We start from the raw sequence: 21,159 nt of genomic DNA on the forward strand, positions 1-21,159 counted from the left end.
TCAGGATAAATCAAAGTTTTAGGCTTTGAACAGACAAAATGTGTACTATTATACCTTAAATTAGGTGCGATTTTCACAAACAAAAAAACCAGGTTCCCATTAAGGTAGGAACCTGAAGAGGCATAAAAGTCAATTGATTTGTGAAGAAAATTCTTAATCAACTCAGATTGGAAACAGAGAAGGCAACAAAAATCAAACCGCTAACCAAAATTATCCCGGCAATTCCCAAGAAAACATAGTTGCGCTTTTGTTGTGGCGTGGGGGGTTCTGCTTGATATACTTTCGGTTCACGGGCAAAATTATTGAGACGACCGCCTTCTTCTGTAGTGTAGGGCATGAATCAATTCCTTAACTCTGCTTTTTTGTATTATGTTACATAAATGCAACATAACACTCTTACCATCATAAACAATTCGTTATAAAAGTTAGTAGTTAGTAGTTAGTGGTTAGTAGTTAGTAGTTGGTTATTGACCACTAACCACTATCTGCTAACCAGCAACCAATTCCTAATTCGTAATCGTTCCCGTCAGCGGTGAAGAGGCATTGGCGTAGTTTTTGATCGGCATTCTGCCAGCCAGATATGCCAGACGCCCAGCTACGGCTGCCATGTTCATAGCACGTGCCATCAAAGGTGGGTTTTGTGCTAGGGCGATTGCGCTATTAATCAACAAAGCATCTGCGCCCATTTCCATTGCTTGCGCTGCCTCGGATGGCGAACCAATGCCAGCATCTACGACCACAGGAACAGTGGCATTTTCAATGATGATTTGAATGTTGGCGATCGTTTTTAGCCCCTGGCCGGAACCAATGGGTGAAGCTAAAGGCATTACCGTTGCACAGCCTACTTCTTCCAAATGTTTGGCTAGCATGGGGTCAGCGTTGATATAGGGTAAAACAGCAAAGCCTTCTTTCACTAGCTGTTCGGCTGCTTGCAGAGTGCCAATGGGGTCTGGAAGTAAATATTTGGGGTCGGGAATTACTTCTAACTTGACGAAATTATTATCTTCCTGTCCTAGGAGTTTCGCCATTTCCCGTCCTAAACGTGCGACGCGAATAGCTTCTTCAGCTGTTTTGCATCCAGCAGTGTTGGGCAGCATCCAGATTTTTGTCCAGTCCAGCGCCTCAGCTAAACCTTCGTGTCCAGGGGCGTTGGTTTGCACTCGCCGCACTGCAACAGTAACAATTTGACAACCACTTTCCACCACACTTTGCTGCATTTCTTCAATGTTGCGATATTTGCCAGTTCCCGTCATCAAACGAGAAGTGAAAGTTTTACCAGCAATGACGAGTGGTGAATCTGGGATGGAGAGTTGGGAAATAGCAGAGAGAGTGTGTGGAGGGGGAGTAAGAGTAGCCGAGAAATTAGCAGGGTGAGTGAGCATTTGGTTAGGGGTAGATGACTTGGCCTGGAAGCGCGAGTAATGAAAATGAGAAAGTAGAGAATCAGATTTTTGCTCGCACATTAAATCAGCAATTAATTCAGCTGTTACGGGCGCGAGCAGAATACCATTACGGTAATGACCGACAGCAAAGGTTAAGTTTTTACAAGGACTAGTTCCTAGTATTGGTAATTCATCGGGCGTAGCAGGACGAAATCCCCACCATAATTCCTCAATGGGGTAATGCTGGATTTGGGGATATAGGCGAATAGCATGTTGGAGTAGAGTTTGAATGCCTGCGGGTGTGTTTTGCCCAGTAAAGCCAACATCCTCGCTAGTTGCACCAATAATAATTCGTCGGTCACGCCTCGGTACGATGTAAATATCCTGTCCAAACAAAATCCGTGCTAAGGGCAATTCTGCAACAAATTCCGGCACGCGCACGCTCAACATCTGCCCTTTGATTGGACGCACGGGTAGAGGAAACAATTGATTTGACCAAGCACCCGTGGCTAAAACATAGTGTTCGGCATGCAAGATACCAGCATTGGTTTGCACACCTACAACTTGTCCCTGTTGCTGTATAATGCCTTCTGTTGCAATTCCTTCTTTGAGTTCCACACCCAAAGATTGCACTGCACCCAACAGGGCTTTTGCTAGTGCCTGATTGTCTACTTGAGCGTCTTCAGGATACCACCAACCACCAACTACTTCTCCCAATCCTGGCTGATATTGATGAATGGCTTCTCTATCTAACCAGTAGGCAGATGGGGAAGAGTGGGGGAGTGGAGGAGTGAGAGAATAGTTGTGATAATTCCTCCCCCCCTCTCCCTTTCTCCCTCTCTCCCCCTCTTCTTCAGAGAAGACTGGTGCTAAAATACCGCAGGGCCAGTAACCAGTATTCAAACCGGTGAGTTGTTCTAACTTTTGCGTCCAGTCAGCGTAAATAGAACGCGATCGCCAACACAATTCCTGCATAGCCTGGTTGGGGATGTTTTCAGCATCTGGTGCTAACATCCCAGCAGCAGCATGTGTAGCAGCAGCGTGAAAGTCACGACTCAACACAGTGACTTTTGTGCCGCGCAGTTTGAGTTCGATGGCGATCGCCAACCCAATAACGCCGCCACCAATAATTAAAACGTCGTTAGTCATTAGTCAGTTCGTCAGTTAGTCAACATTCAAGAGCAAAACACCTGCCTGTTAAAAGTTTCCTTCACCTTGGCAAAGTGTTCCTTCAAAAATTTTGGTCAATAGCCAAGAGTCTATAGTCAATCGTCAAAACCAATGACTCTTGACTACAGACTATTAACTAAATAACTCCTAACTCACAACTGCTAACTCATAACTGAAACTCATAACTAGTAATCGCTGACTCACAAGCACTACCACAAAGCTCGAATTGGTTCGTCGTCGTTCTGACTTGGATTTGTATCATTTACTTGAGTGTCATCAGTAGTGCTGGTATCTGGGTTACTCTGAGTGGTTGTTGTATCTGTTGTTTCGTCAATACTTGTATCAGTTGTTGTGTCATCAGCAGTGTTATTCTGAGCAACGCTACTTTTGTTGCTATCTGTGTTGCTCTCTGCAGGAGTTGTACTAGTCGCTGTGCTATTGACATTAATGTTAGCAGGAAGAACTCGCGATGTTTTACCTCCTCCGCCGGGAGCCTGAGCGGTATTTTGTCCGCCGCCCATTGGAAAGCTGATACCCAGCAATGTACCCAATAAAATCGCCAAGCCTCCAGCCATCAAAATAAGTGGTGTCCATCTACCCATTTTTTTCTCCTTTTTAACCTTCTGGTGTCCAGACTACTTGAGAACCTTCTCCCCAAAATCCATCAAATTTTGTGACTTTTACATCTCCTAAAACCTGAATTTGACAAGCTAAACGTAGGTTTTTTGTCGGAGAATGAGGAGGTAGGGAGCGCCGCCCTCGATCGCGCCAATTTGCCTTTGAGACATCACCTTCTACTTGAACTGCACAAGTACCACAACTGCCAATTCCCCGACAGTTAATTACCTTAGCACCGCCATTGTAGAGGTCAATACCATTTTGCAGCAAAATCTTCCGCAGATTGGTTCCGCACACACACTCAATTGTCTTACCTTGAGCTTGTACCTTGGGCATCGCAGATTACTAAAGAGGATTTAGGTTGTATTGTAACAATTTATTTCTGATACCGAAAAACTCATAAATACTATTATTGTAAAAGCCAGGTAAAAGAGAAATTTTGGCTCTCGACTTTGTTGAAAGTCTTCACAAGAAATTCACGAATCACTGAAAATTACTATATAATTAAGGTTTATAGAGCAACAAAAATTCATTAACAGATTAGGGATTTGTAACAGTTCGATTCAAAAGCCTTGAAAAATCCTTGGAAACGGTAAAATCTGTTGAGGATTTGAGAGATATCTAAATTTTACAAAATTTATAGAGTTATGAGAGCCTTTTAGCTTTAGTTCTGGAAGGGATGGCTCTTGTTGATACCTATATTTTTATTTACTTGAGTGCTGGTCTAAAATTCACCAACAATAACTGAAGAAAATCTCAGTGGATCATCACACATTGCCTTGCAAATTGTCTGAACAGTCCCCATCTTATGACCGCTAATTCCTTACCCCAACTTTGGATCTATGACACCACACTTCGAGATGGAACTCAGCGCGAAGGATTATCGGTGTCTATAGAAGATAAGTTACGCATTGCTAGGAGACTCGACCAATTGGGTATTCCGTTTATTGAAGGCGGATGGCCAGGGGCAAATCCCAAAGACGTACAATTTTTCTGGCAGTTGCAAGAAGAACCACTCAAACAAGCTGAAATAGTTACTTTTTGTTCGACTCGACGCCCTCATACAACTGCGGCTTCTGAGCCGATGTTACAAGCGATTCTCGCTGCTGGCACCCGTTGGGTAACTATATTTGGCAAGTCTTGGGATTTACATGTCACAGAAGGACTCAAGACCACTTTAGCAGAAAATTTGGCGATGATCCGTGACACCATTGAATACCTAAGCGCTCAAGGACGTCGCGTTATTTACGATGCAGAACATTGGTTTGATGGCTACAAACACAATCCAGATTATGCTTTACAGACATTAGAGACGGCGATCGCTGCTGGTGCTGAATGGCTAGTATTATGTGATACTAATGGTGGTACTTTACCCCATGAAATTACTCAAAATATTACTGATATAGTTAAAGCTATTCCTAGCGGAACCCAGTTAGGTATTCACACGCACAACGATTGCGATACAGCAGTTGCCAACGCTCTTGCCGCAGTCGTGGGGGGTGCAAAAATGGTACAAGGTACAATTAACGGTTACGGCGAACGCTGCGGTAATGCCAATCTTTGTTCGTTAATCCCTAATTTGCAAATAAAGCTTGGTTTTAAATGTATAGAAGACAGCCAGCTTGAGCAACTCACGGAAACCAGTCGCTTTGTCAGCGAGGTAGTAAATCTTGCTCCTGACGAACACGCGCCATTTGTTGGCAGATCGGCTTTTGCTCACAAAGGCGGCATCCATGTATCGGCGGTGGAACGCAATCCCCTGACTTACGAACACATTCAACCAGAAAAAATCGGAAACCGTCGCCGGATTGTCATTTCCGAACAGTCTGGAGTCAGTAATGTTTTAGCAAAAGCCCGCTCATTTGGTATTGAATTAAACAAGCATGACTCTACAACGCGGCAAATTCTCGAAAGGCTTAAAGATTTGGAGAGTGAAGGATATCAATTTGAAGCAGCAGAAGCAAGTTTTGAATTGTTAATGCGCCAAGCATTGGGAAGTCGCCAAAAGTTTTTTGAAATTAAAGGTTTTCAAGTCCACTGCGACTTGGTACAGGGAGAAAAAACTACTAGCGCCCTTGCCACAGTGAAAGTAGTTGTGAATGGTAACGATATTTTGGAAGCAGCAGAAGGAAACGGGCCGGTTGCAGCTTTGGATGCGGCGTTACGCAAAGCCTTAGTGAATTTTTATCCCCACATTGCTGCTTTTGAACTGACAGACTACAAAGTACGGATTCTCAACGGACATACAGGTACAGCAGCCAAAACCCGCGTAATGGTAGAGTCAGGAAGTGGCCACCAGCGCTGGACAACCGTTGGGGTTTCTACAAATATTTTGGAGGCTTCTTATCAAGCGGTAGTAGAGGGATTGGAATATGGTTTGTTGCTGCACTCACAAGCTGAAGCAGCTGTGAGGACTTCGAGTTGAAGAGGACAAAGAAGAATTTCTCCCTTGTTTCCCCCTATCAAGGTGTGAGTCTTGGAAATGGATTTTTCTTGGTGTCTTTGTGTCTTTGTGGTGAAAAAAGAATTCTTGAAACACCAAGACACTAAGACACAAAGAGGAAACCTGATCTTACCGCACCAAGAATTGATGAATACTGAATCAATGCTCTAGGCATTGGTTCCTGTAGGCTTATGCAAGGAGTGGTGCGTAAGTCCTAAGACAGTTTAGAATCCTTGAGTCTGATGATGTAAACTTTTGAAAATCTTGAAGCGCAATCTTGAATTCGTCTACATCAAAATCTCGATAATTTCAGTAACTTGAGTATTGATCGTTCTAGTGCCAGAACTCTAGCTTAAACTTTCTCATTTCTGCGCTGTTTACGCTATTAACCCGCAAATTGCCAATCTTAGACCACACATTGATACTCTCACACCACACAAGATGATTGGCAATTTGTTAGCTGCTTGTTAGTTGACCACTAACTACTAACCACTAACAATAAACCACTCAACAGTCTAAGAAAATTTTTCCCAAGCTTGGGCAACCACTTGGCTAAGCCAGCGTCGCTGCTGTTTATCTAGTAGGGTATCTTCAGCTAGCAATTGAGCGGTTAATTCTTCTAAGGATTGACCTTGAGCGCGGACAATTTTTATGACACCTGCGATCGCAGCAGCAACTAGTTCTTCATCAACTGGCTTTTGCCGCAAGGCTACGATTTCTTGAGGGTTGTCTGGAATGGGATAATTCATGGCGTGAGTTTACCGAAACAAAAATGAACAAAAAATTTGACAAACTTTTAAAATTTCTTTATCGAATTTTTAATCAAGCGATAGGGCGGATTTTACTGCAAATAACCCTTATTCTGAATCTGTCTTAGTGCATATATTTATTGGAGATTGGAAAAAAATGAGAGAGATACTTTACTTAGAAATTCCCACTCCGGATACATCAGCAGTACGCAAATGGTTGCAAGCTGATTTTGAACCAGTAATCGGTGAAAAAGTGCCAACAAAAGATGGCTTTCGCCTGAGAATGATTGAAAATACACCAAATCAACAAATTATTCCGGAAAAATTACCCACTGAACTTTCTGTTTTTGTTTGGTCACTACAGCGCACAACTTATTTGAAAGTGTTTCGCTGGTCAGAGCAACCGTTTCCGCAAGAAGAGCAAATTCTCAAAACACTCACTGCTAGCATTAGAAGCCGCTTTCCCCATCAATATCCCGAACCACCAGCAATTGACTTATCCAAGCAATCGATTTTTGAAGCACTAGCCCCCTATTATCCCCTCACCGTCAAGTATTTTCAGAAAATGCCCAACGGAGAGTATGACCTCAAGCGGGTGTACTGGTGGGAGCAACGCTGGCGTCAAGGCGTGCGGAATCCTCAGAAGCCGCGTCAGGTGGTGTTTTCTCACAAGGGAGATGGGGAGATAAGGGAAAATAGTCTCCCCACCACCCCACCACCTCACCACCCTACCTACGACTTAATCTATGTGGGCGGTGCACTTGGTGTCATTCATGCAGCTGTGATGGCAAAGCTGGGCTATAAAGTGCTGCTTGTGGAACGATTGCCTTTTGGACGCATGAACCGAGAATGGAATATTTCCCGCGATGAAATTCAATGCTTAATTAACCTTGGTTTGCTGACACCCGCAGAGGTAGAATCAATTATTGCACGCGAGTACAAAGACGGATTTAATAAATTTTTTGATGCTTATATTCCACAAAAGCTAAGAGCGCCTATTTTGCATACTCCAACAGTGCTAAATTTGGGGTTGGATTCTGAAAAATTGCTGCAACTATGCGGGCAAAAGCTACGAGCAGCAGGTGGTGAAATCTGGGATGAAACTGAGTTTATCAGAGCAGATATTTATACATCAGAAGTTGTCGTTACAGTTAAAGACTTAAGCAATCAAACTGACAAGCAAGCGAGTGGACGATTGCTGGTGGATGCGATGGGAACGGCCTCACCAATCGCATGGCAATTGAATGGTGGTCGTGCTTTTGACAGTGTCTGTCCGACAGTAGGAGCGGTGATTGAGCGTGGATTTGAGCCGGGAGTGTGGGATGCTCAGTATGGGGATGTTCTCAACAGTCACGGCGATATTTCTCGGGGACGGCAGTTAATTTGGGAATTGTTTCCTGGTGCGGATGAAGAACTGACAATTTATTTGTTTCATTACCACGAAGTTAATCCCCACAACCCTGGTTCATTGTTGGAAATGTACGAGGACTTTTTCACGATTTTGCCAGAGTATCGGCGCTGCGACATGGACAAGCTAGTCTGGAAAAAGCCGACATTTGGATATATACCTGGACATTTTAGCGTCGGAAGTAGCGATCGCACAGTAGCATTTGATCGATTAATTGCCATTGGTGATGCTGCATCACTCCAGTCTCCTCTGGTTTTCACGGGATTTGGTTCCCTAGTTCGCAACTTGGAACGCCTTACCACTCTTTTAGATATTGCTCTCAAACATGACTTGCTAACTTTGCGCCACTTAAACCGAATTCGTGCCTTCCAAAATAATATTGCCGTGACTTGGATGTTTTCCAAAGGCATGATGGTTCCCACTGGTAAATTTCTACCACCAGAACGCATCAACACTATGTTGAATAACTTCTTCGGGTTGTTGGTAGACGAACCCCCACAAGTAGCAGATGACTTTATTAAAGATAGATTCGATTTGGCAACTTTTAATCGGTTAGCACTGAAAGCAGCCAAGAAAAATCCAGCATTACTACTATGGATTTGGGAACTCGCTGGTGGTAAGGATTTGCTGCGTTGGTTAGGTAACTATTTTGACTTTATCCGCCATAGTACAGTCAGTGCTTTACTGAGTGGATGGTTGCCAAAATTTCTCCATCGGAATGGTCAGTGGTTGGAAAACCGCTATCCGGCATTGTACTTGCAGTTATTAGCAATTAACTACGCCTTGACCACAGGCAAAGGACGCTCAGAAATAAAAAAAGTCCACACTCAAGAGTCAAAAGTCCATAGTCAAAAGTCCATAGTCAAAAGTCCATAGTCAAAAGTTGCTTTTACTAATGACTAATGACCAATGACTATTGACCATTGACTATTGACTATTTGGGCGAAAATTCGGCAGTTCTACAGATGCCAAAGTTTTTCGCCTTTTGGGTGGACGTTCAGGATAGAGCAGTGGTGAAGGAGAGTTGGGTTTGGTAATGTTGTCATTTGATGAATTCTGAGGCGAAGCAGTCCCTGGTAATTGCTGGGGTGACAATGGTGAGGCTTCTAACCAGTAATCCCCATCTTCCTTAGAATCTGTGTCACGGCTGGGTAAAATGGCAGTTACTGGTTTCTCCTCATCGTTTTCAAGGGAGGTTGCAACAGTTTCCAAGACAGGCGCAACATTTTCATCGTCATCCTCTACATCTTCCAAGGAGGTTGCGACAGTTTCTAAGACAGGCATAACAGTTTCATCGTCATCTTCTACATCCTCTACATCCTCCACATCTTCTGTATCTTTTTCAGCAGGAGGTGGTGATGCAGATCTAGCTTGAGCAGCAAAAAACAATTGAATCAAGCCATCTACTTGTTCATCCAAGCTAGACGACTCTGAAAATGAAACTTTTTGTGATGTAATTGAGTCATCAATTTCTGACTTAGCAGGTGGTTGCTTTAAATTTGGTGTACTTTCTTGGGCTGAGAGATTAGCAGGAGATGATTGAGTTGGGGTGGGGTATTCTTGTCTAAAAATATTTGCATTATTCTCAAAGGATTCTTGTTCTACACACCAAGGTCGAATTGGTTGTGGATTAGGAAACACAGAACTTGTTCGGTTGGAATTTCTCAGTAGTCTGCTACCTGTGTCATTTGAATTAGCAGTATTATCTAGGGAATCATAGCTGGGTACTGGTGTTTCCAGACACTTTTCCAAAGCTGCTTTAAATTGCAAAGTCTGACGTTGTTGCCGCATTAGCCGAGTACGTAATTCTCGACAGGCATTTTCTGATTGCAATAGCTGATGGGACTGTTCGTTGTACTTGGTTTGAATTAAAGCACATTCCCGCTCTAACAAGGCAAGACGCTGTTGGTTAATTTCTAGCTGTGATTTATAGTTTTCAATAACAGTTTCCTGAGTTTGAACTGTAGAGAGTGCTGTTTCCAACTGCTGGAATAGTGATTTGATTTGCTCTTGAGCGGCAGTAAGTTCCTGAGCTTGTTGGTTGAGCATTGCTTCTGCGACAGTAGAGCGCTTTTTCTGCCACTGCAAAGCTCCTTCTGACTCACAGAGGGCAGCTCTTAACTCTTCTACTTGTTCATATAAATTATTGTTGGCAGAACGTAATTCTTCATTTAATGTCAGTAGTTTTTTAAATTCAGAGTCAATCAGTGCTTCTTTTTCGCTCTCAGGCTCGGCAACCCAATCTAATCCAGGTTTTGACTCATCTAGTTGCTGTTCATTTAACTCTAGTAAGCTTTCAGAGTTACTTGCTATCTCTGTTTCTCGATTAGTTTCGACCACTGAGTCTTGGTAAGATACATCCTCCTGACACTGCTTATCTGCTGCTGGTGCCAACAACGGTAATTGAGAAATTGCTCTGTTTTGCATAGGCACAACAGAATAAAAGGGACAACTTGTCTGTTGTGGTTGTGGCACATCAGCAGAATTTAGGGTTTCAATAAAAGACCCGATATTTGGGGTGTCTGCTTCATTCATCACTTTTCACCCACCAGCTTAAACTTATTGATTGGAAACTGCGTTAGCATTACGTATCAATGCTGTCTTATCAAAATCTACTCTATAAGGCAAGTTTGTAACTTCCCCAACAAGAGTCATTGATGATTAATTAGTTATAACTTTTCACTACTAAAAAGTGGGAGAGTGGGGGAGTGAAAGAGTGGGGCAGTGGGGGATTGGGGGAGTTGTTTTAACATTTCCCCCCTCTCCCACTCCTATTTCTCCCACTCCTAGTTAAGGCAACCAACGGGGATGAAATCCAATTAAGGGAAGTTGCTCTGGCTTGAGATCTGCACTAACTTCAGGATCTGCAATTGGCAATAAAGGCATTAACCATAAGCTACTGGTTGCGATCGCTTCTCCATCATCGGTTGTCAAAATTTGTGTATTTGATGATGTAACTGGAGCAGCTTGTGTTTGTATCTGGTCAAATAACAACCCCAAGCCGTCAGGCGATAAACTCATTTGCACATTCCGCTGTTCAGGGGGTAGTACTAATAATGGCTTCTGTTGCTTGGTTTTCAGGTCAATTGCGATTAGATATGGCTGTTCCTGATAATATTCCCCTGGTAATAGCTGTGTCAGTAAGCAGTAGAGAGTAGGAGAAGCGCTATCAAACTGACAATTAATAATCGAACCTGTAGTAGTTAGCAGTTTTTTCTGAACGCCTTGGTTGGTGACTAAAAATAAGTCGCGCGTGTAATCTGTATTAAATTTTACCATTGCTGCTTGCGCTCCATCCTCAGAGAAAGCTTGTACCAAGCCAAACTGGGGGAAAAAATCCAAGGGTTTCGTGCCATCTGATTGCAGGGGCAAAATCGCAGTTCCCTGTCCTTGGGCAACTGCTACAGCTTTACTATCCGGTGTAATCATAAAATCCCCCCCTGGTTGACTTTGCAGGCGCACAGGGGTGGGTTTTTGTTCAGAATTGTCGCTACTGATTGGGATAAACCATAATCCAAAGTCGTTGGGATTAGCTTTATTTCCCCGTTGCACAACAATGGTTTGCCCATCGGGCGATAAATCAAATTTCAAATTTTGATAGTCTTTATTATCTAAAATCAAATCAACTTTACCTGCTGCTTCTGCTTTTTGGCGATGAGGAGCAGTAAAGCCAGTCGTGACTGTATATAACTGAGCCGAAAGTAAGTCTTGATTAGTTGTAGGGCGAGCAGAAAATAAAATTTTCTGACCATCAGGAAACGGCTGGAAGTCCGTGACAATCAGGTCTTTGGGAGTAAGTATTTTTTTTTGCTCCTGAGTCAAGTTGTAGAGAACTAACCGTCCTTGGTCTTCATTATTAGCTCCGATATAGAGAATAACGCGATCGCGTGTGCTAAAAGCAGTTTTGAAGGGCTGGATCGTCTTGTTATTTCTTTCTTTAGTAGCAAATTTATCCTTTCCCCCTTGTAACTCTACTTTATAAGTTGTGCCGTAGGGCGCTGGTGTCAAAAAGGTATAACCCATGCGTCTTCCTGCCCAACTAAAGGTACCTGCTAAAGGAGGGTCAATTTTCAAATTCTCCTCTATACTTTTTGTGTCCATAGGACGACTAAAGGTGAGGATGAATGTTCTGTATTCTGCGCCGATTTTTTGCGTTTGGGAGGTGAAATCAGTCAAAGATATATCTTTTTGTTCTAATTGTACGTGTTTCCACGTAAACTCTCTGACTCTAGCCCTGACTGCATCACCTTGGGATACGATCAGCCCTATCACCAAAATTAGCAGTAGCATCAGTGCGATCGCGATCCGATCTAGTGGTTGGAAGAATGCTTTTTTAGTAGTCATTTGTAATTTGTTGGTTGTTGGTTGTTGGTTGTTGGTTGTTACAAATAACTAACAACAAACAACAGACAACTAATAACTATAGGGATTTTTTGGTTGAGGAATTTTTTTCAAGGAGTTGGCAGCGATAGTAAGTTGGCGCTTACCTGTGATTGTTTCTGTAACCATCTGTCCTTCCACTTCTAGCCAGGTATCAGGCGGATACTGTTCGCGGCTTTCTTTTAATTTGACGGGCAATCCGACGGGATAGGCGTCTGCGGCGCAGCAAGTGAGAACAAATCGTGCTAGGAATATATACTCTGTTTCTAGTTCCGGTGGGTGAATGACAAATCCCTGTACCTTAACTTTATTGCCTTGATATCTATCTGGTTCTGGATAGACATTGAGCATACGTACCCAGTCTACGAGCGATCGCTCCTCAGGAACGACGGAAGCACGAAACGCTTGTGGTTTGACGCGCGTTGAACCCAATAACTCACTAAAATCACGTTGCAGTGCTTTGTCACTCGCAAAAACTTGTGGTGTAAAAATGAATCCAAAAATTGCTGCCACTAAAAGCAAAGCACTGCCCCATCCAGGAGGGAATAAACTTATATGTTGGATGTTTGCAGTCATATCGTAGCGACGCCGCTGCAAAAGTTCTTTGATTTTGAAGATACTGATAACTAGCAAACCGAATGCAGCCACAATTACTAATCCAAAATAATTCGGATGAATTAACAAATTTAGCTCGTTAGTTAACCAGTATTTCAATAGCAAAATTCCCCAAGCTGTGATTGCCAAAATATCCAGCCAGGGAAGTAACAACTTTGAAATTTTCGATTTACGATTTGAAATTGTGGTCATTGTCAAGAGTCATTAGTCATTAGTCATTGGTCATTAGTCATTGGTCAAAAATCAAGAACAAAGGACAAATGACTAATCAAAAATTAGAGAAAGTACAAGTTAACTATAAGGGTGAACAAGAAAGTCAATAACGCCGCTAAAGCAAATAAGTAAAATATAGCCCTGGGTTTAAATATTGTTAACATTAAACCAACACCTTTGAGGTCAATCATTGGTCCAAATATCAAAAATGCTAATAAAGAACCACTGGTAAAAGTTGAGGCAAAAGACAGAGCAAAAAAAGAATCAACAGTAGAACAAATTGACACCACTGCTGCTAATACCAACATGGCGGTGATGGAACTAATCGGGCCTGCACCTAAACTGAGAATCAACTCGCGGGGAGCTACAACTTGAATAGTCGCTGCGATCGCACTGCCAATTACCAGTATTGCCCCTAATTCTCGTAGTTCTTGCACAGTATTTTCGAGTGCTAACCGTAATTTAGCTCCTAAGGGTTTACTGGAACTGGGTGTCGTAGTGTCGATATTAGTAGATTCCAAGCGCATAGTTTGTCCTGCTTGTCCTACTCCCAGTAAATAGGTTCCTGACTGCAATAAAGCAGGTATACCTGATTCCTGTTGGATTTGGGAACGTTTCGGGCGGCGCTTTGGTTGTAGCTCTGAGGGTGGGTTAAATTTCAAATAACGAGCGATCGTTGGGTGAACTACAGGAGTTAAATCTTTTTGAAAACTAAAGACAAAGCCAATAATAGTCGCGATTAAGAGGGAAAATACTACTCTTAATACTACTATTTCTGGCTGATCGCGAAATGCTATCCAAGTCGCCCAAATGACGATGGGATTAACTGTTGGTGCTGCTAGCAAAAAGCCAATTGCTACCGATGTAGGTACTTTTTGCATCAACAATCGCCGTGCAACTGGCACGTTACCACACTCGCACACAGGAAACAAAAATCCCACCATACTGCCTACTAAAGCACCCAGTAACGGGTTTTTAGGCATTTTTTCTACCAATTTGCGCTCATCTACAAAAAACAGCAGCAAACTGGAGAACAATACCCCCAGCAGCACAAAAGGCATCGCCTCGACCAGCAGACTCAAAAATAGAGTAAAACCATTGTTAAGTTTATTCATGGGCGTCGCTGTCAAAAGCGGTTTCGGGTTTTATAGTTATGCCAGGTCATTTTATCGAAATGTGTATCGCAAACAGGTAGAAACTGTTAAGCGTTAATCAAACGTTTAGTGAACAATTGGTTTGTATGATTGCTTTTGAAAGGTTTCAAACCATTACCGGTCATAGATAATTATTTCGATGTGCGTTTGTCTACTGGTGATAAATCTTATTTCTAGATAGCTGAGCTTCAAAAATAGTTCCGATCTTAGAATTTCATTACTTACTTACACAATTTTTGATTACATTTTTTTATAATTACACTAAGGTTGCTCGACATGATGCTATATTCTACGCTTTTTCATCAAGTGTTCATAGTTTTTTTAAGATACGGCGATCACTGTTGGTAACTACTCATTCCGCAAGAGGATGTTTGTGTCAACTTATGATTTGAGTTTTTACTATAAAAATTTTAAAACCGCAAGACCAAAAAGGAACAAATCATAGATTTTAGAAAATGACTTAACATAATTGGCGGCATTGGCGATCGCACAGTCCTCAAAAAAATACCCACCCTGGATCGGGTAGGGCTATACTAAGTACACTTGCTAGGAAGATTGTTGTAAGAGCCACCTTGAGCGATCGGCGAATGCGGCCGAGTTATAACATAATCAAAATGTCCATTCGTGCTTTGGATCATTCAATGCGGCGCGAACAGATGCTAGATTCGCAAGCTCTTTGAATGGGCTTGCTTTAGCTATTTCTGTGATTGAATTTAAAGCAAGGGTTAGTTGCTCATTATTGCCAGATGCGATCGCGCTATCAACAACAGCAAACAAAGCGCGAAAGTTTTCTGCACGTTCATCAAACGAGCGATCAAGATATGCCATCAGCAACTCTCGCTGGACATTAATCTTAGTGATTATCTCTTTTTCCCAAACTTCGATTTCACGTCGTTTTGTCTGTTCTTGTTCTGCAATCTTTAGGTAATCGGTGTAAGCTGTAACCATTTGTTGGAGGCATTCAGCAGGATTTACCTTTTCGATTATTTTCTGTACTGACACTTTTAATTGCCTCCAAGAGTGCGGTACTTAGCTTGGATGGTCGCAGTAGCAGGATTCAACTGCCCTTCACTGTCCAAAATAGGAGTTTTCATTATTTCTGCAAGTGCCTTAATTAGAAGTCCTACCTCTTGAAACTTATTAACATCGCGGTTTTTATCAAAAGATGGAAAAGATTCAAGTTCATTGAGACTTTTAACAGCATAAGTATTTAAATTTTCTACCAAGCTGCTTAATTCAAGGATGCGTTTTCTAACCTGTTTCAAAAAATCTCTGGCGACTTCAAGTTTAGCGATTTCAGTGTTGGCTTTAGCTTCATATTCTCGTGCTTTTGTTAAAGCCTCTTCACCTTTACCAGCAAGCACAAATCCTCCAACAGCTAAAGCAGGCCCAACGGTAATGCCTCCTAGTACAAAAGTACCAACAAACATACCACCGCCACCCGCAGCTGCTGCACCACCACCAAGCCATGCTAAAGTAGCATTCCAAGCTGCTGCACCACTGAGCCCTGAAATAGCCGCTCCTGTACTTGCCACTCCCATAGACGTAGCAAGACCTGTTGCTGCCTGACCAGCAGCAGCTCCTGCTATCACTGCTTTAACACCTCCTTTAAAAAACTGTTCAGCTTCCATAGCGTCAGTTTTGTACTCCTGTATCTGCTGTACAGAGATTCCATCCAGTCCTTCTAAAAATTGCTTATCCTGAGATCCACGCTGGCCAATACGCTCAATGAATTTGACAAAACGCCCTACAGTATCAATTTTGACATTTATCTGAAGTTGACCATACTTTTCTGCCAACTTGTTGGTAGTTTCCCAGTCTGCTTTCAACTTACTGACAGCACACTCATGTCGTTCTTGAGCGCGCTTGCCAATCTCGTTTGCTTCATTCATGTTGCTAACACCTTCAGCACCTTTTATCGCTCCATAAGCAGCAGTGCCTAAAGCGATCGCACCAAGGATAATTGGAATTGGCATAATATACTCCTTGAAAAACGGTTATCTAAAGATTCTCCCAGCTACCGATGAGTAGCCTTATACATAGAGTTCCCTGATAAACAAATTAGTAACCATTTTTTAGTAGCAGGATTTTAAAACTTCTATAAAGGTATCTCAGGCAATTCCTAATGAGATGTACTGATATTTGCTATCAACTTGATACTAAAGGCATGAGAAGAAGGCCATGATTGCTCAAGCAATGATTCAACCTTAAACTCTGCGTTCCTCTGCGTTTCTAAACCCTACTTTTTACGCTAAGCTATACTACTCCAAATCGTTTTTATTCGTGAGTTAGCAGACAAAAAAGGGCAGGTATAAAACCCACCCCTTGAACGATCGCTAAAGATAAAAGTCATCAATCTTTTTACTTTTACCTTTTACTTTTACCTTGCTCCTTCACCAATTTCAGGCGCACTCAACGACACCGCAGGCATTTTTTGCTGTGCTAGTGTCGGCACTGCATCACGCAACCTTTCTGTTAGCTGTACAGTTGTCGCATCGTAAACTTGCGTCAAAACCTTGGGATACAAACCAATCCCAATCACCGGCACTAACAAACAAGCAATGATGAATATTTCGCGGGGTTCAGCATCAATGAGTTTTTGTTGAGAAACCAATTCTTTGTTTTCTTCACCGTAGAAAATTTCCCGCAGCATTGACAGCAGATAAATCGGAGTTAAGATCACACCAACTGCCATCAATACCACCACAATAATTTTGAAGGTGGAGCTATAGGCATCACTGGTGGCAAAGCCAATAAATACCATTAACTCTGCCACAAAACCACTCATCCCTGGTAACGCCAAAGACGCCAAGGAACAAGTTGTCCACATGGCGAAAATCTTACCCATTTTCTTGCCAACACCACTCATTTCATCCAGCATGAGGGTGTGCGTGCGGTCATAAGTTGCCCCTACTAGGAAGAACAAACTCGCCCCAATTAACCCGTGGGACACCATTTGCAGCATTGCCCCATTCAAGCCCAAATCGGTGAAGGAAGCAATACCAATGGTGACAAAGCCCATGTGGGAAATTGAAGAGTAGGCGATTTTTCGCTTCAGGTTGCGCTGGGCAAAGGATGTGAGGGCAGCGTAGATGATGTTAACTACCCCTAATATCACCAACACCGGCGCAAAGTAAGCATGGGCGTCGGGAAGCATCTGGGCATTCATGCGAATTAAGGCGTAACCGCCCATTTTCAAGAGAATACCAGCCAGCAACATATGCACGGGGGCTGTAGCTTCACCGTGGGCATCTGGTAGCCAGGTGTGGAGTGGGAAGATAGGCAATTTGACGGCGTAAGCGATGAGGAAAGCGCCGTAAAGCCACAGTTGTAGATTGAGGACATAGTTTTTGGCAGCGAGCGATCGCATGTCAAATGTAACCGTATCGCCATAAAATGCCATCGCCAAAGCAGCTACCAAAATAAACAGGGAACCGCCCGCAGTATACAAAATAAATTTAGTCGCTGCGTATTGCCGTTTTTTACCTCCCCAAATTGCTAGCAGCAGGTAAACCGGAATCAATTCCAGTTCCCACACCAGGAAAAACAACAGCATATCCTGGACAGCGAACACAGCTACTTGTCCGCCGTACATTGCCAGCATCAAAAAGTAAAATAGCCTTGGCTTCAGCGTTACAGGCCAAGCCGCTAAAATCGCCAGCGTGGTAATGAATCCAGTCAAAATAATTAGGGGCATGGACAAACCATCTGCCCCTACCGACCAATTCAAATCTAGCTGTGGAACCCAGGGATAACTCTCAAACAATTGCAAATTGGGATTGGAGAAATCATACCCAGCATAGAAAGCAGTAACAATCAATGCAAAATCTATCAACCCAACAATCAGGGCATACCAACGTACAGTTTTGCCGTCTTTATCCGGCAGGATGGGAATTAGCAGTGATGCTGCTATGGGTAACAGGATTATTGTTGTCAGCCACGGAAAATTAGCTGTATTCATTGAACTCGCTCTAAAGGTTCGGCTATCTGCTACTAGCTATTAACTAGCAGTTTTTTCGCGATCTAGTTGTTATTTGTTAGGTTGATTTAACAAAAATCAAAAAATATGAAGGCAGGTAAATCGCTTGCCCTGCCTTCATCTAAATAACACACACTTTTTGACGAATAACTCAGTCCTGAGATAGCAAAGTGATTACTCGCGTCTAATGAACAGACATAAAATGTTACGTCTGATTAGGTTACACCAAAGAAAATCACTAAGCCCAGTACAGCGGCAAACACAATCAAGGCGTAGAATTGAGCGCGACCGTTTTCCAGGTATTTCAAACCTTCGCCGCTAATCAGGGTAAAAAAGCCTGTGAGGTTAACAGCACCATCGACAACGCGGTAGTCAACTTCCATGACTTGTCTAGCTAAACGACGTGAGCCGAGGACAAACACTTGATAGTAAATGTCATCAAAGTACCACTTGTTAAGAGATAGCTCGTAAAGCGGTTTGATTTTGGCTGCGATCGCCACCGGATTGATCTTACCCCACAAATACATTAAGGAAGCCACGGTAATCCCAATCAAGGAAATTCCTACCGAACCACCTGCCATGATGTAAAACTCATGCAGATCAACTTCAGCAGCTTTTGCTACCACTTCTTCGAGGGTTTCGTTGGGAGAGTAGATAAACTCCTCAAAGTAGTTAGCAAAGGGAGTCCCCACCAAACCAATCAACATTGAAGGAATTGCCAACAGTGCCAAAGGCAGGGTCATTGTCCAGGGCGACTCGTGGGGATATTCACTGTGGCCGTGACCGTGGTCGTGGTCGTCGTGGTGATGTTCTGCGTGGGCTTCTAGTTCTCCCTTGGTCATCGCACCAGGCCCAAAAGCTGGAGTTCTTTCAAAACCCCCGACAATAGCCATCCCAATTGGAGACTTGAGTTTATCCCATAACTGCCTTTGATTGCCCCGGAATTTACCTTCAAAGGTGGTGAAATACATCCGGAACATGTAGAAGGCGGTAATCCCAGCTGTTAGCCAGCCAATACCCCACAGTAGTGGATTTGATGCAAAGGCGGCACTGAGAATTTCATCCTTTGACCAGAAACCAGCAAAGGGCGGGATACCAGCAATTGCCACACAACCGATGAAGAAGGTAATCGCCGTAATTGGCATAAACTTCCGCAGTCCGCCCATCAAGCGCATATCCTGCGCCAAGTCTGGGTCGTGACCGACGACTGCTTCCATGCCGTGAATCACCGAACCAGAACCCAAAAATAGCATCGCCTTAAAGTAGGCGTGGGTCATTAGGTGGAAAAGTCCTGCACTGTATGCGCCTACTCCCATCGCCATCACCATGTAACCGAGTTGGGAAACGGTGGAGTAAGCTAAACCCTTTTTGATGTCGTTTTGGGTAATGGCAATTGTTGCACCCAAAAAAGCTGTGAATGCCCCAGTGTAGGCAATTGTGTTCATTGCTGCTGGGACGTCTTCAAACACTGGGTACATCCGGGCAACCAGGAAAACACCTGCTGCTACCATCGTTGCCGCGTGGATTAAGGCAGAGATGGGCGTAGGGCCTTCCATCGCGTCTGGTAGCCAAACATGGAGGGGAAATTGGGCAGATTTAGCTACCGGGCCTAAGAAAACTAAAATCGCAAACAGGGCTGCCAGAATATTGCTGAGAGAACCTGTATGAACCAATTCGGAAAGGCGATCGCCCATCACCTGGAAATCAAAGCTTCCCGTTGCCCAAAAAAGTCCCAGAATGCCTAACAAAAGACCAAAGTCGCCAACGCGGTTGACCACAAACGCTTTTTGGGCTGCATCTGCTGCTGACTTGCGATCGTACCAGAAACCGACCAGCAAGTAGGAGCACATCCCTACCAGTTCCCAGAAGATATAAATCTGCACCAAGTTGGGGCTGACTACCAGACCTAGCATTGACGAGCCAAACAAGCTGAGATAGGCATAGAATCTGACATAGCCAGGGTCGTGTGCCATGTAGCCATCAGTGTAAACCATGACCAGGAAGGCTACCGTCGTTACAATCACCAGCATTAAGGCTGTCAAATGGTCAATAGTGTAGCCCATGCTCAGGTGAAAGGAGCCAGCTGCTGCCCATTCTAGGGTGCGAGTATAAGGGGCGTGTCCTTGCAGTTGGCTCCATAATATGGCAAACGACAGCCCCATCGCCGCTCCCATCAAGGAAATAATAAATGCGGCATTAAGCTGTCGTAGGCGGTTCGTCACCTGATTCATCGAGATTAATCCCAGCCCTACCAGCATTGCCCCCACAAGGGGTAATACCGGGATTAGCCAGGCATATTGATAGATTACTTCCATCACTGACGCCTACTTTTTTAGAATCTTGACTAACTTGTCGGATCTGTTAATAATTGTGACACACACCCTTTAGGATAAAATACCCCACCCGATACTGATTGGGTGGGGTAATTAAGCATGGTTTTAGATTTTGTCATTTGTCATTTGTCATTTGTCCTTTGTCATCTGTCATTTGTTGGTTGTTCATCACTAACCATTAACCACTAACTACTAACCAATGACCAATGACCAATGACCAATGACCAATGACTAATGACTAATGACTAATGACTATTATGCTGAGCGGCACTCCAAATCTACTGTTTTAGAGTTATTGTAGACATTGGGAGATTTGCCGTAGCTAAGTTTAATTTCTTCCAAAGCCTGTAACAAATCTTCGCGACTGCGAAATCCTTCTAGCCGCCGCCTAACAACACCATTTTCAATCAACAGCAAAGTTGGTAGTGACTTTAGTCGATATGTGTTAGACAATTTGAAATTGTCATCAGCATTTACATCCACTAATTTAATTTGTTCGCCACATTGAACTTTAAAATGCAATAGCAAAGGGTGTATGATGCGGCATAAACCACACCAAGGAGCTTCAAAATTTACTAAAACAGGAATTGGAGATTCTAAAACTTCTTGAGTAAATGTCCGCTCACTTACCGACAACACCATGATGCCTCTATAGTTATAAGGTTTTGATATCAAAATAGCTATCAGCAGGAAGGTAGGAAAAACCAGTAACTGC

At 43.2% G+C, this 21,159-nt stretch carries 16 protein-coding genes; 2 read left to right on the forward strand and 14 right to left on the reverse strand.

The features are described 5' to 3' along the window. Positions 1–157: 157 nt before the first annotated feature. From psb34 to FIS9605_RS0102985, 4 genes are all read right to left on the reverse strand, one after another. Positions 158–337 (reverse strand): photosystem II assembly protein Psb34, encoded by a 180-nt coding sequence (gene psb34 / locus FIS9605_RS0102970; RefSeq protein ID WP_026731249.1) that lies wholly within the window; start codon positions 335–337, stop codon positions 158–160. 169 nt (positions 338–506) lie between these two features. After that, positions 507–2,531: a glycine oxidase ThiO gene (gene thiO / locus FIS9605_RS45995; RefSeq protein ID WP_026731250.1), complete on the reverse strand. Its 2,025-nt coding sequence runs from the start codon at positions 2,529–2,531 to the stop codon at positions 507–509. Positions 2,532–2,761: 230 nt separating this feature from the next. Continuing rightward, on the reverse strand, positions 2,762–3,154 hold the full coding sequence (locus tag FIS9605_RS0102980) for a hypothetical protein (protein WP_026731251.1): 393 nt from the start codon (positions 3,152–3,154) through the stop codon (positions 2,762–2,764). Between the two features lie 13 nt (positions 3,155–3,167). Then, positions 3,168–3,506: a 2Fe-2S iron-sulfur cluster-binding protein gene (locus FIS9605_RS0102985; protein ID WP_026731252.1), complete on the reverse strand. Its 339-nt coding sequence runs from the start codon at positions 3,504–3,506 to the stop codon at positions 3,168–3,170. Between the two features lie 472 nt (positions 3,507–3,978). On the opposite strand from FIS9605_RS0102985, the gene cimA reads away from it, so the two are divergent. Then, the gene (cimA, locus tag FIS9605_RS0102990; protein ID WP_026731253.1) at positions 3,979–5,595 is read left to right on the forward strand and encodes a citramalate synthase; all 1,617 of its coding nucleotides are present in this window, start codon (positions 3,979–3,981) and stop codon (positions 5,593–5,595) included. Between the two features lie 533 nt (positions 5,596–6,128). Here cimA and FIS9605_RS0102995 read toward each other — a convergent pair. Continuing rightward, complete coding sequence (locus tag FIS9605_RS0102995; protein ID WP_026731254.1) at positions 6,129–6,362, reverse strand: hypothetical protein; 234 nt, start codon at positions 6,360–6,362, stop codon at positions 6,129–6,131. Positions 6,363–6,519: 157 nt separating this feature from the next. Between FIS9605_RS0102995 and FIS9605_RS0103000 the strand changes: the two genes are divergently transcribed. Then, positions 6,520–8,646, forward strand: coding sequence for an NAD(P)/FAD-dependent oxidoreductase (locus FIS9605_RS0103000; RefSeq protein WP_026731255.1), 2,127 nt, complete (start codon positions 6,520–6,522; stop codon positions 8,644–8,646). 51 nt (positions 8,647–8,697) lie between these two features. Here FIS9605_RS0103000 and FIS9605_RS0103005 read toward each other — a convergent pair whose 3' ends face one another. The 9 genes from FIS9605_RS0103005 to FIS9605_RS0103045 all read right to left on the reverse strand — a co-directional run bounded on the left by FIS9605_RS0103005 (position 8,698) and on the right by FIS9605_RS0103045 (position 21,086). Continuing rightward, positions 8,698–10,305 carry a hypothetical protein gene (locus FIS9605_RS0103005; RefSeq protein WP_026731256.1) on the reverse strand — a complete coding sequence of 536 codons (1,608 nt, stop codon included), beginning with the start codon at positions 10,303–10,305 and terminating at the stop codon, positions 8,698–8,700. A 255-nt stretch (positions 10,306–10,560) separates the two neighbouring features. Further along, on the reverse strand, positions 10,561–12,114 hold the full coding sequence (locus tag FIS9605_RS0103010) for a hypothetical protein (RefSeq protein WP_026731257.1): 1,554 nt from the start codon (positions 12,112–12,114) through the stop codon (positions 10,561–10,563). Positions 12,115–12,183: 69 nt separating this feature from the next. Next, on the reverse strand, positions 12,184–12,957 hold the full coding sequence (locus tag FIS9605_RS0103015) for a TIGR03943 family putative permease subunit (protein ID WP_026731258.1): 774 nt from the start codon (positions 12,955–12,957) through the stop codon (positions 12,184–12,186). A gap of 83 nt (positions 12,958–13,040) precedes the next feature. Beyond that, the gene (locus FIS9605_RS0103020) at positions 13,041–14,093 is read right to left on the reverse strand and encodes a permease (RefSeq protein WP_026731259.1); all 1,053 of its coding nucleotides are present in this window, start codon (positions 14,091–14,093) and stop codon (positions 13,041–13,043) included. Between the two features lie 648 nt (positions 14,094–14,741). Continuing rightward, positions 14,742–15,134 (reverse strand): hypothetical protein, encoded by a 393-nt coding sequence (locus tag FIS9605_RS0103025; RefSeq protein ID WP_026731260.1) that lies wholly within the window; start codon positions 15,132–15,134, stop codon positions 14,742–14,744. A gap of 2 nt (positions 15,135–15,136) precedes the next feature. Continuing rightward, positions 15,137–16,108, reverse strand: a complete 972-nt coding sequence (locus FIS9605_RS0103030) for a hypothetical protein (RefSeq protein ID WP_026731261.1) — start codon at positions 16,106–16,108, stop codon at positions 15,137–15,139. Positions 16,109–16,512: 404 nt separating this feature from the next. Continuing rightward, positions 16,513–18,093 carry an NAD(P)H-quinone oxidoreductase subunit 4 gene (locus FIS9605_RS0103035; protein ID WP_026731262.1) on the reverse strand — a complete coding sequence of 527 codons (1,581 nt, stop codon included), beginning with the start codon at positions 18,091–18,093 and terminating at the stop codon, positions 16,513–16,515. Positions 18,094–18,326: 233 nt separating this feature from the next. Continuing rightward, positions 18,327–20,426 (reverse strand): NAD(P)H-quinone oxidoreductase subunit 5, encoded by a 2,100-nt coding sequence (locus FIS9605_RS0103040; RefSeq protein ID WP_026731263.1) that lies wholly within the window; start codon positions 20,424–20,426, stop codon positions 18,327–18,329. Between the two features lie 273 nt (positions 20,427–20,699). Continuing rightward, the gene (locus tag FIS9605_RS0103045) at positions 20,700–21,086 is read right to left on the reverse strand and encodes a thioredoxin family protein (RefSeq protein WP_026731264.1); all 387 of its coding nucleotides are present in this window, start codon (positions 21,084–21,086) and stop codon (positions 20,700–20,702) included. Positions 21,087–21,159: the final 73 nt, after the last annotated feature.

This window comes from Fischerella sp. PCC 9605 (assembly GCF_000517105.1).
In the GTDB taxonomy this organism is placed as follows: Bacteria; Cyanobacteriota; Cyanobacteriia; order Cyanobacteriales; family Nostocaceae; genus PCC9605.

Bases quoted from the DNA above. Each gene is read 5' to 3' on its own strand.
- FIS9605_RS0103040 (WP_026731263.1), bottom strand. From the start codon at position 20,426: ATGGAAGTAATCTATCAATATGCCTGGCTAATCCCGGTATTACCCCTT.
- FIS9605_RS0103010 (WP_026731257.1), bottom strand. From the start codon at position 12,114: ATGACTACTAAAAAAGCATTCTTCCAACCACTAGATCGGATCGCGATC.
- FIS9605_RS0103005 (WP_026731256.1), bottom strand. From the start codon at position 10,305: ATGAATGAAGCAGACACCCCAAATATCGGGTCTTTTATTGAAACCCTA.
- FIS9605_RS0103015 (WP_026731258.1), bottom strand. From the start codon at position 12,957: ATGACCACAATTTCAAATCGTAAATCGAAAATTTCAAAGTTGTTACTT.
- FIS9605_RS0103045 (WP_026731264.1), bottom strand. From the start codon at position 21,086: ATGGTGTTGTCGGTAAGTGAGCGGACATTTACTCAAGAAGTTTTAGAA.
- FIS9605_RS0102985 (WP_026731252.1), bottom strand. From the start codon at position 3,506: ATGCCCAAGGTACAAGCTCAAGGTAAGACAATTGAGTGTGTGTGCGGA.
- FIS9605_RS0102980 (WP_026731251.1), bottom strand. From the start codon at position 3,154: ATGGGTAGATGGACACCACTTATTTTGATGGCTGGAGGCTTGGCGATT.
- FIS9605_RS0102995 (WP_026731254.1), bottom strand. From the start codon at position 6,362: ATGAATTATCCCATTCCAGACAACCCTCAAGAAATCGTAGCCTTGCGG.
- thiO (WP_026731250.1), bottom strand. From the start codon at position 2,531: ATGACTAACGACGTTTTAATTATTGGTGGCGGCGTTATTGGGTTGGCG.
- cimA (WP_026731253.1), top strand. From the start codon at position 3,979: ATGACCGCTAATTCCTTACCCCAACTTTGGATCTATGACACCACACTT.
- FIS9605_RS0103020 (WP_026731259.1), bottom strand. From the start codon at position 14,093: ATGAATAAACTTAACAATGGTTTTACTCTATTTTTGAGTCTGCTGGTC.
- FIS9605_RS0103030 (WP_026731261.1), bottom strand. From the start codon at position 16,108: ATGCCAATTCCAATTATCCTTGGTGCGATCGCTTTAGGCACTGCTGCT.
- psb34 (WP_026731249.1), bottom strand. From the start codon at position 337: ATGCCCTACACTACAGAAGAAGGCGGTCGTCTCAATAATTTTGCCCGT.
- FIS9605_RS0103035 (WP_026731262.1), bottom strand. From the start codon at position 18,093: ATGAATACAGCTAATTTTCCGTGGCTGACAACAATAATCCTGTTACCC.
- FIS9605_RS0103000 (WP_026731255.1), top strand. From the start codon at position 6,520: ATGAGAGAGATACTTTACTTAGAAATTCCCACTCCGGATACATCAGCA.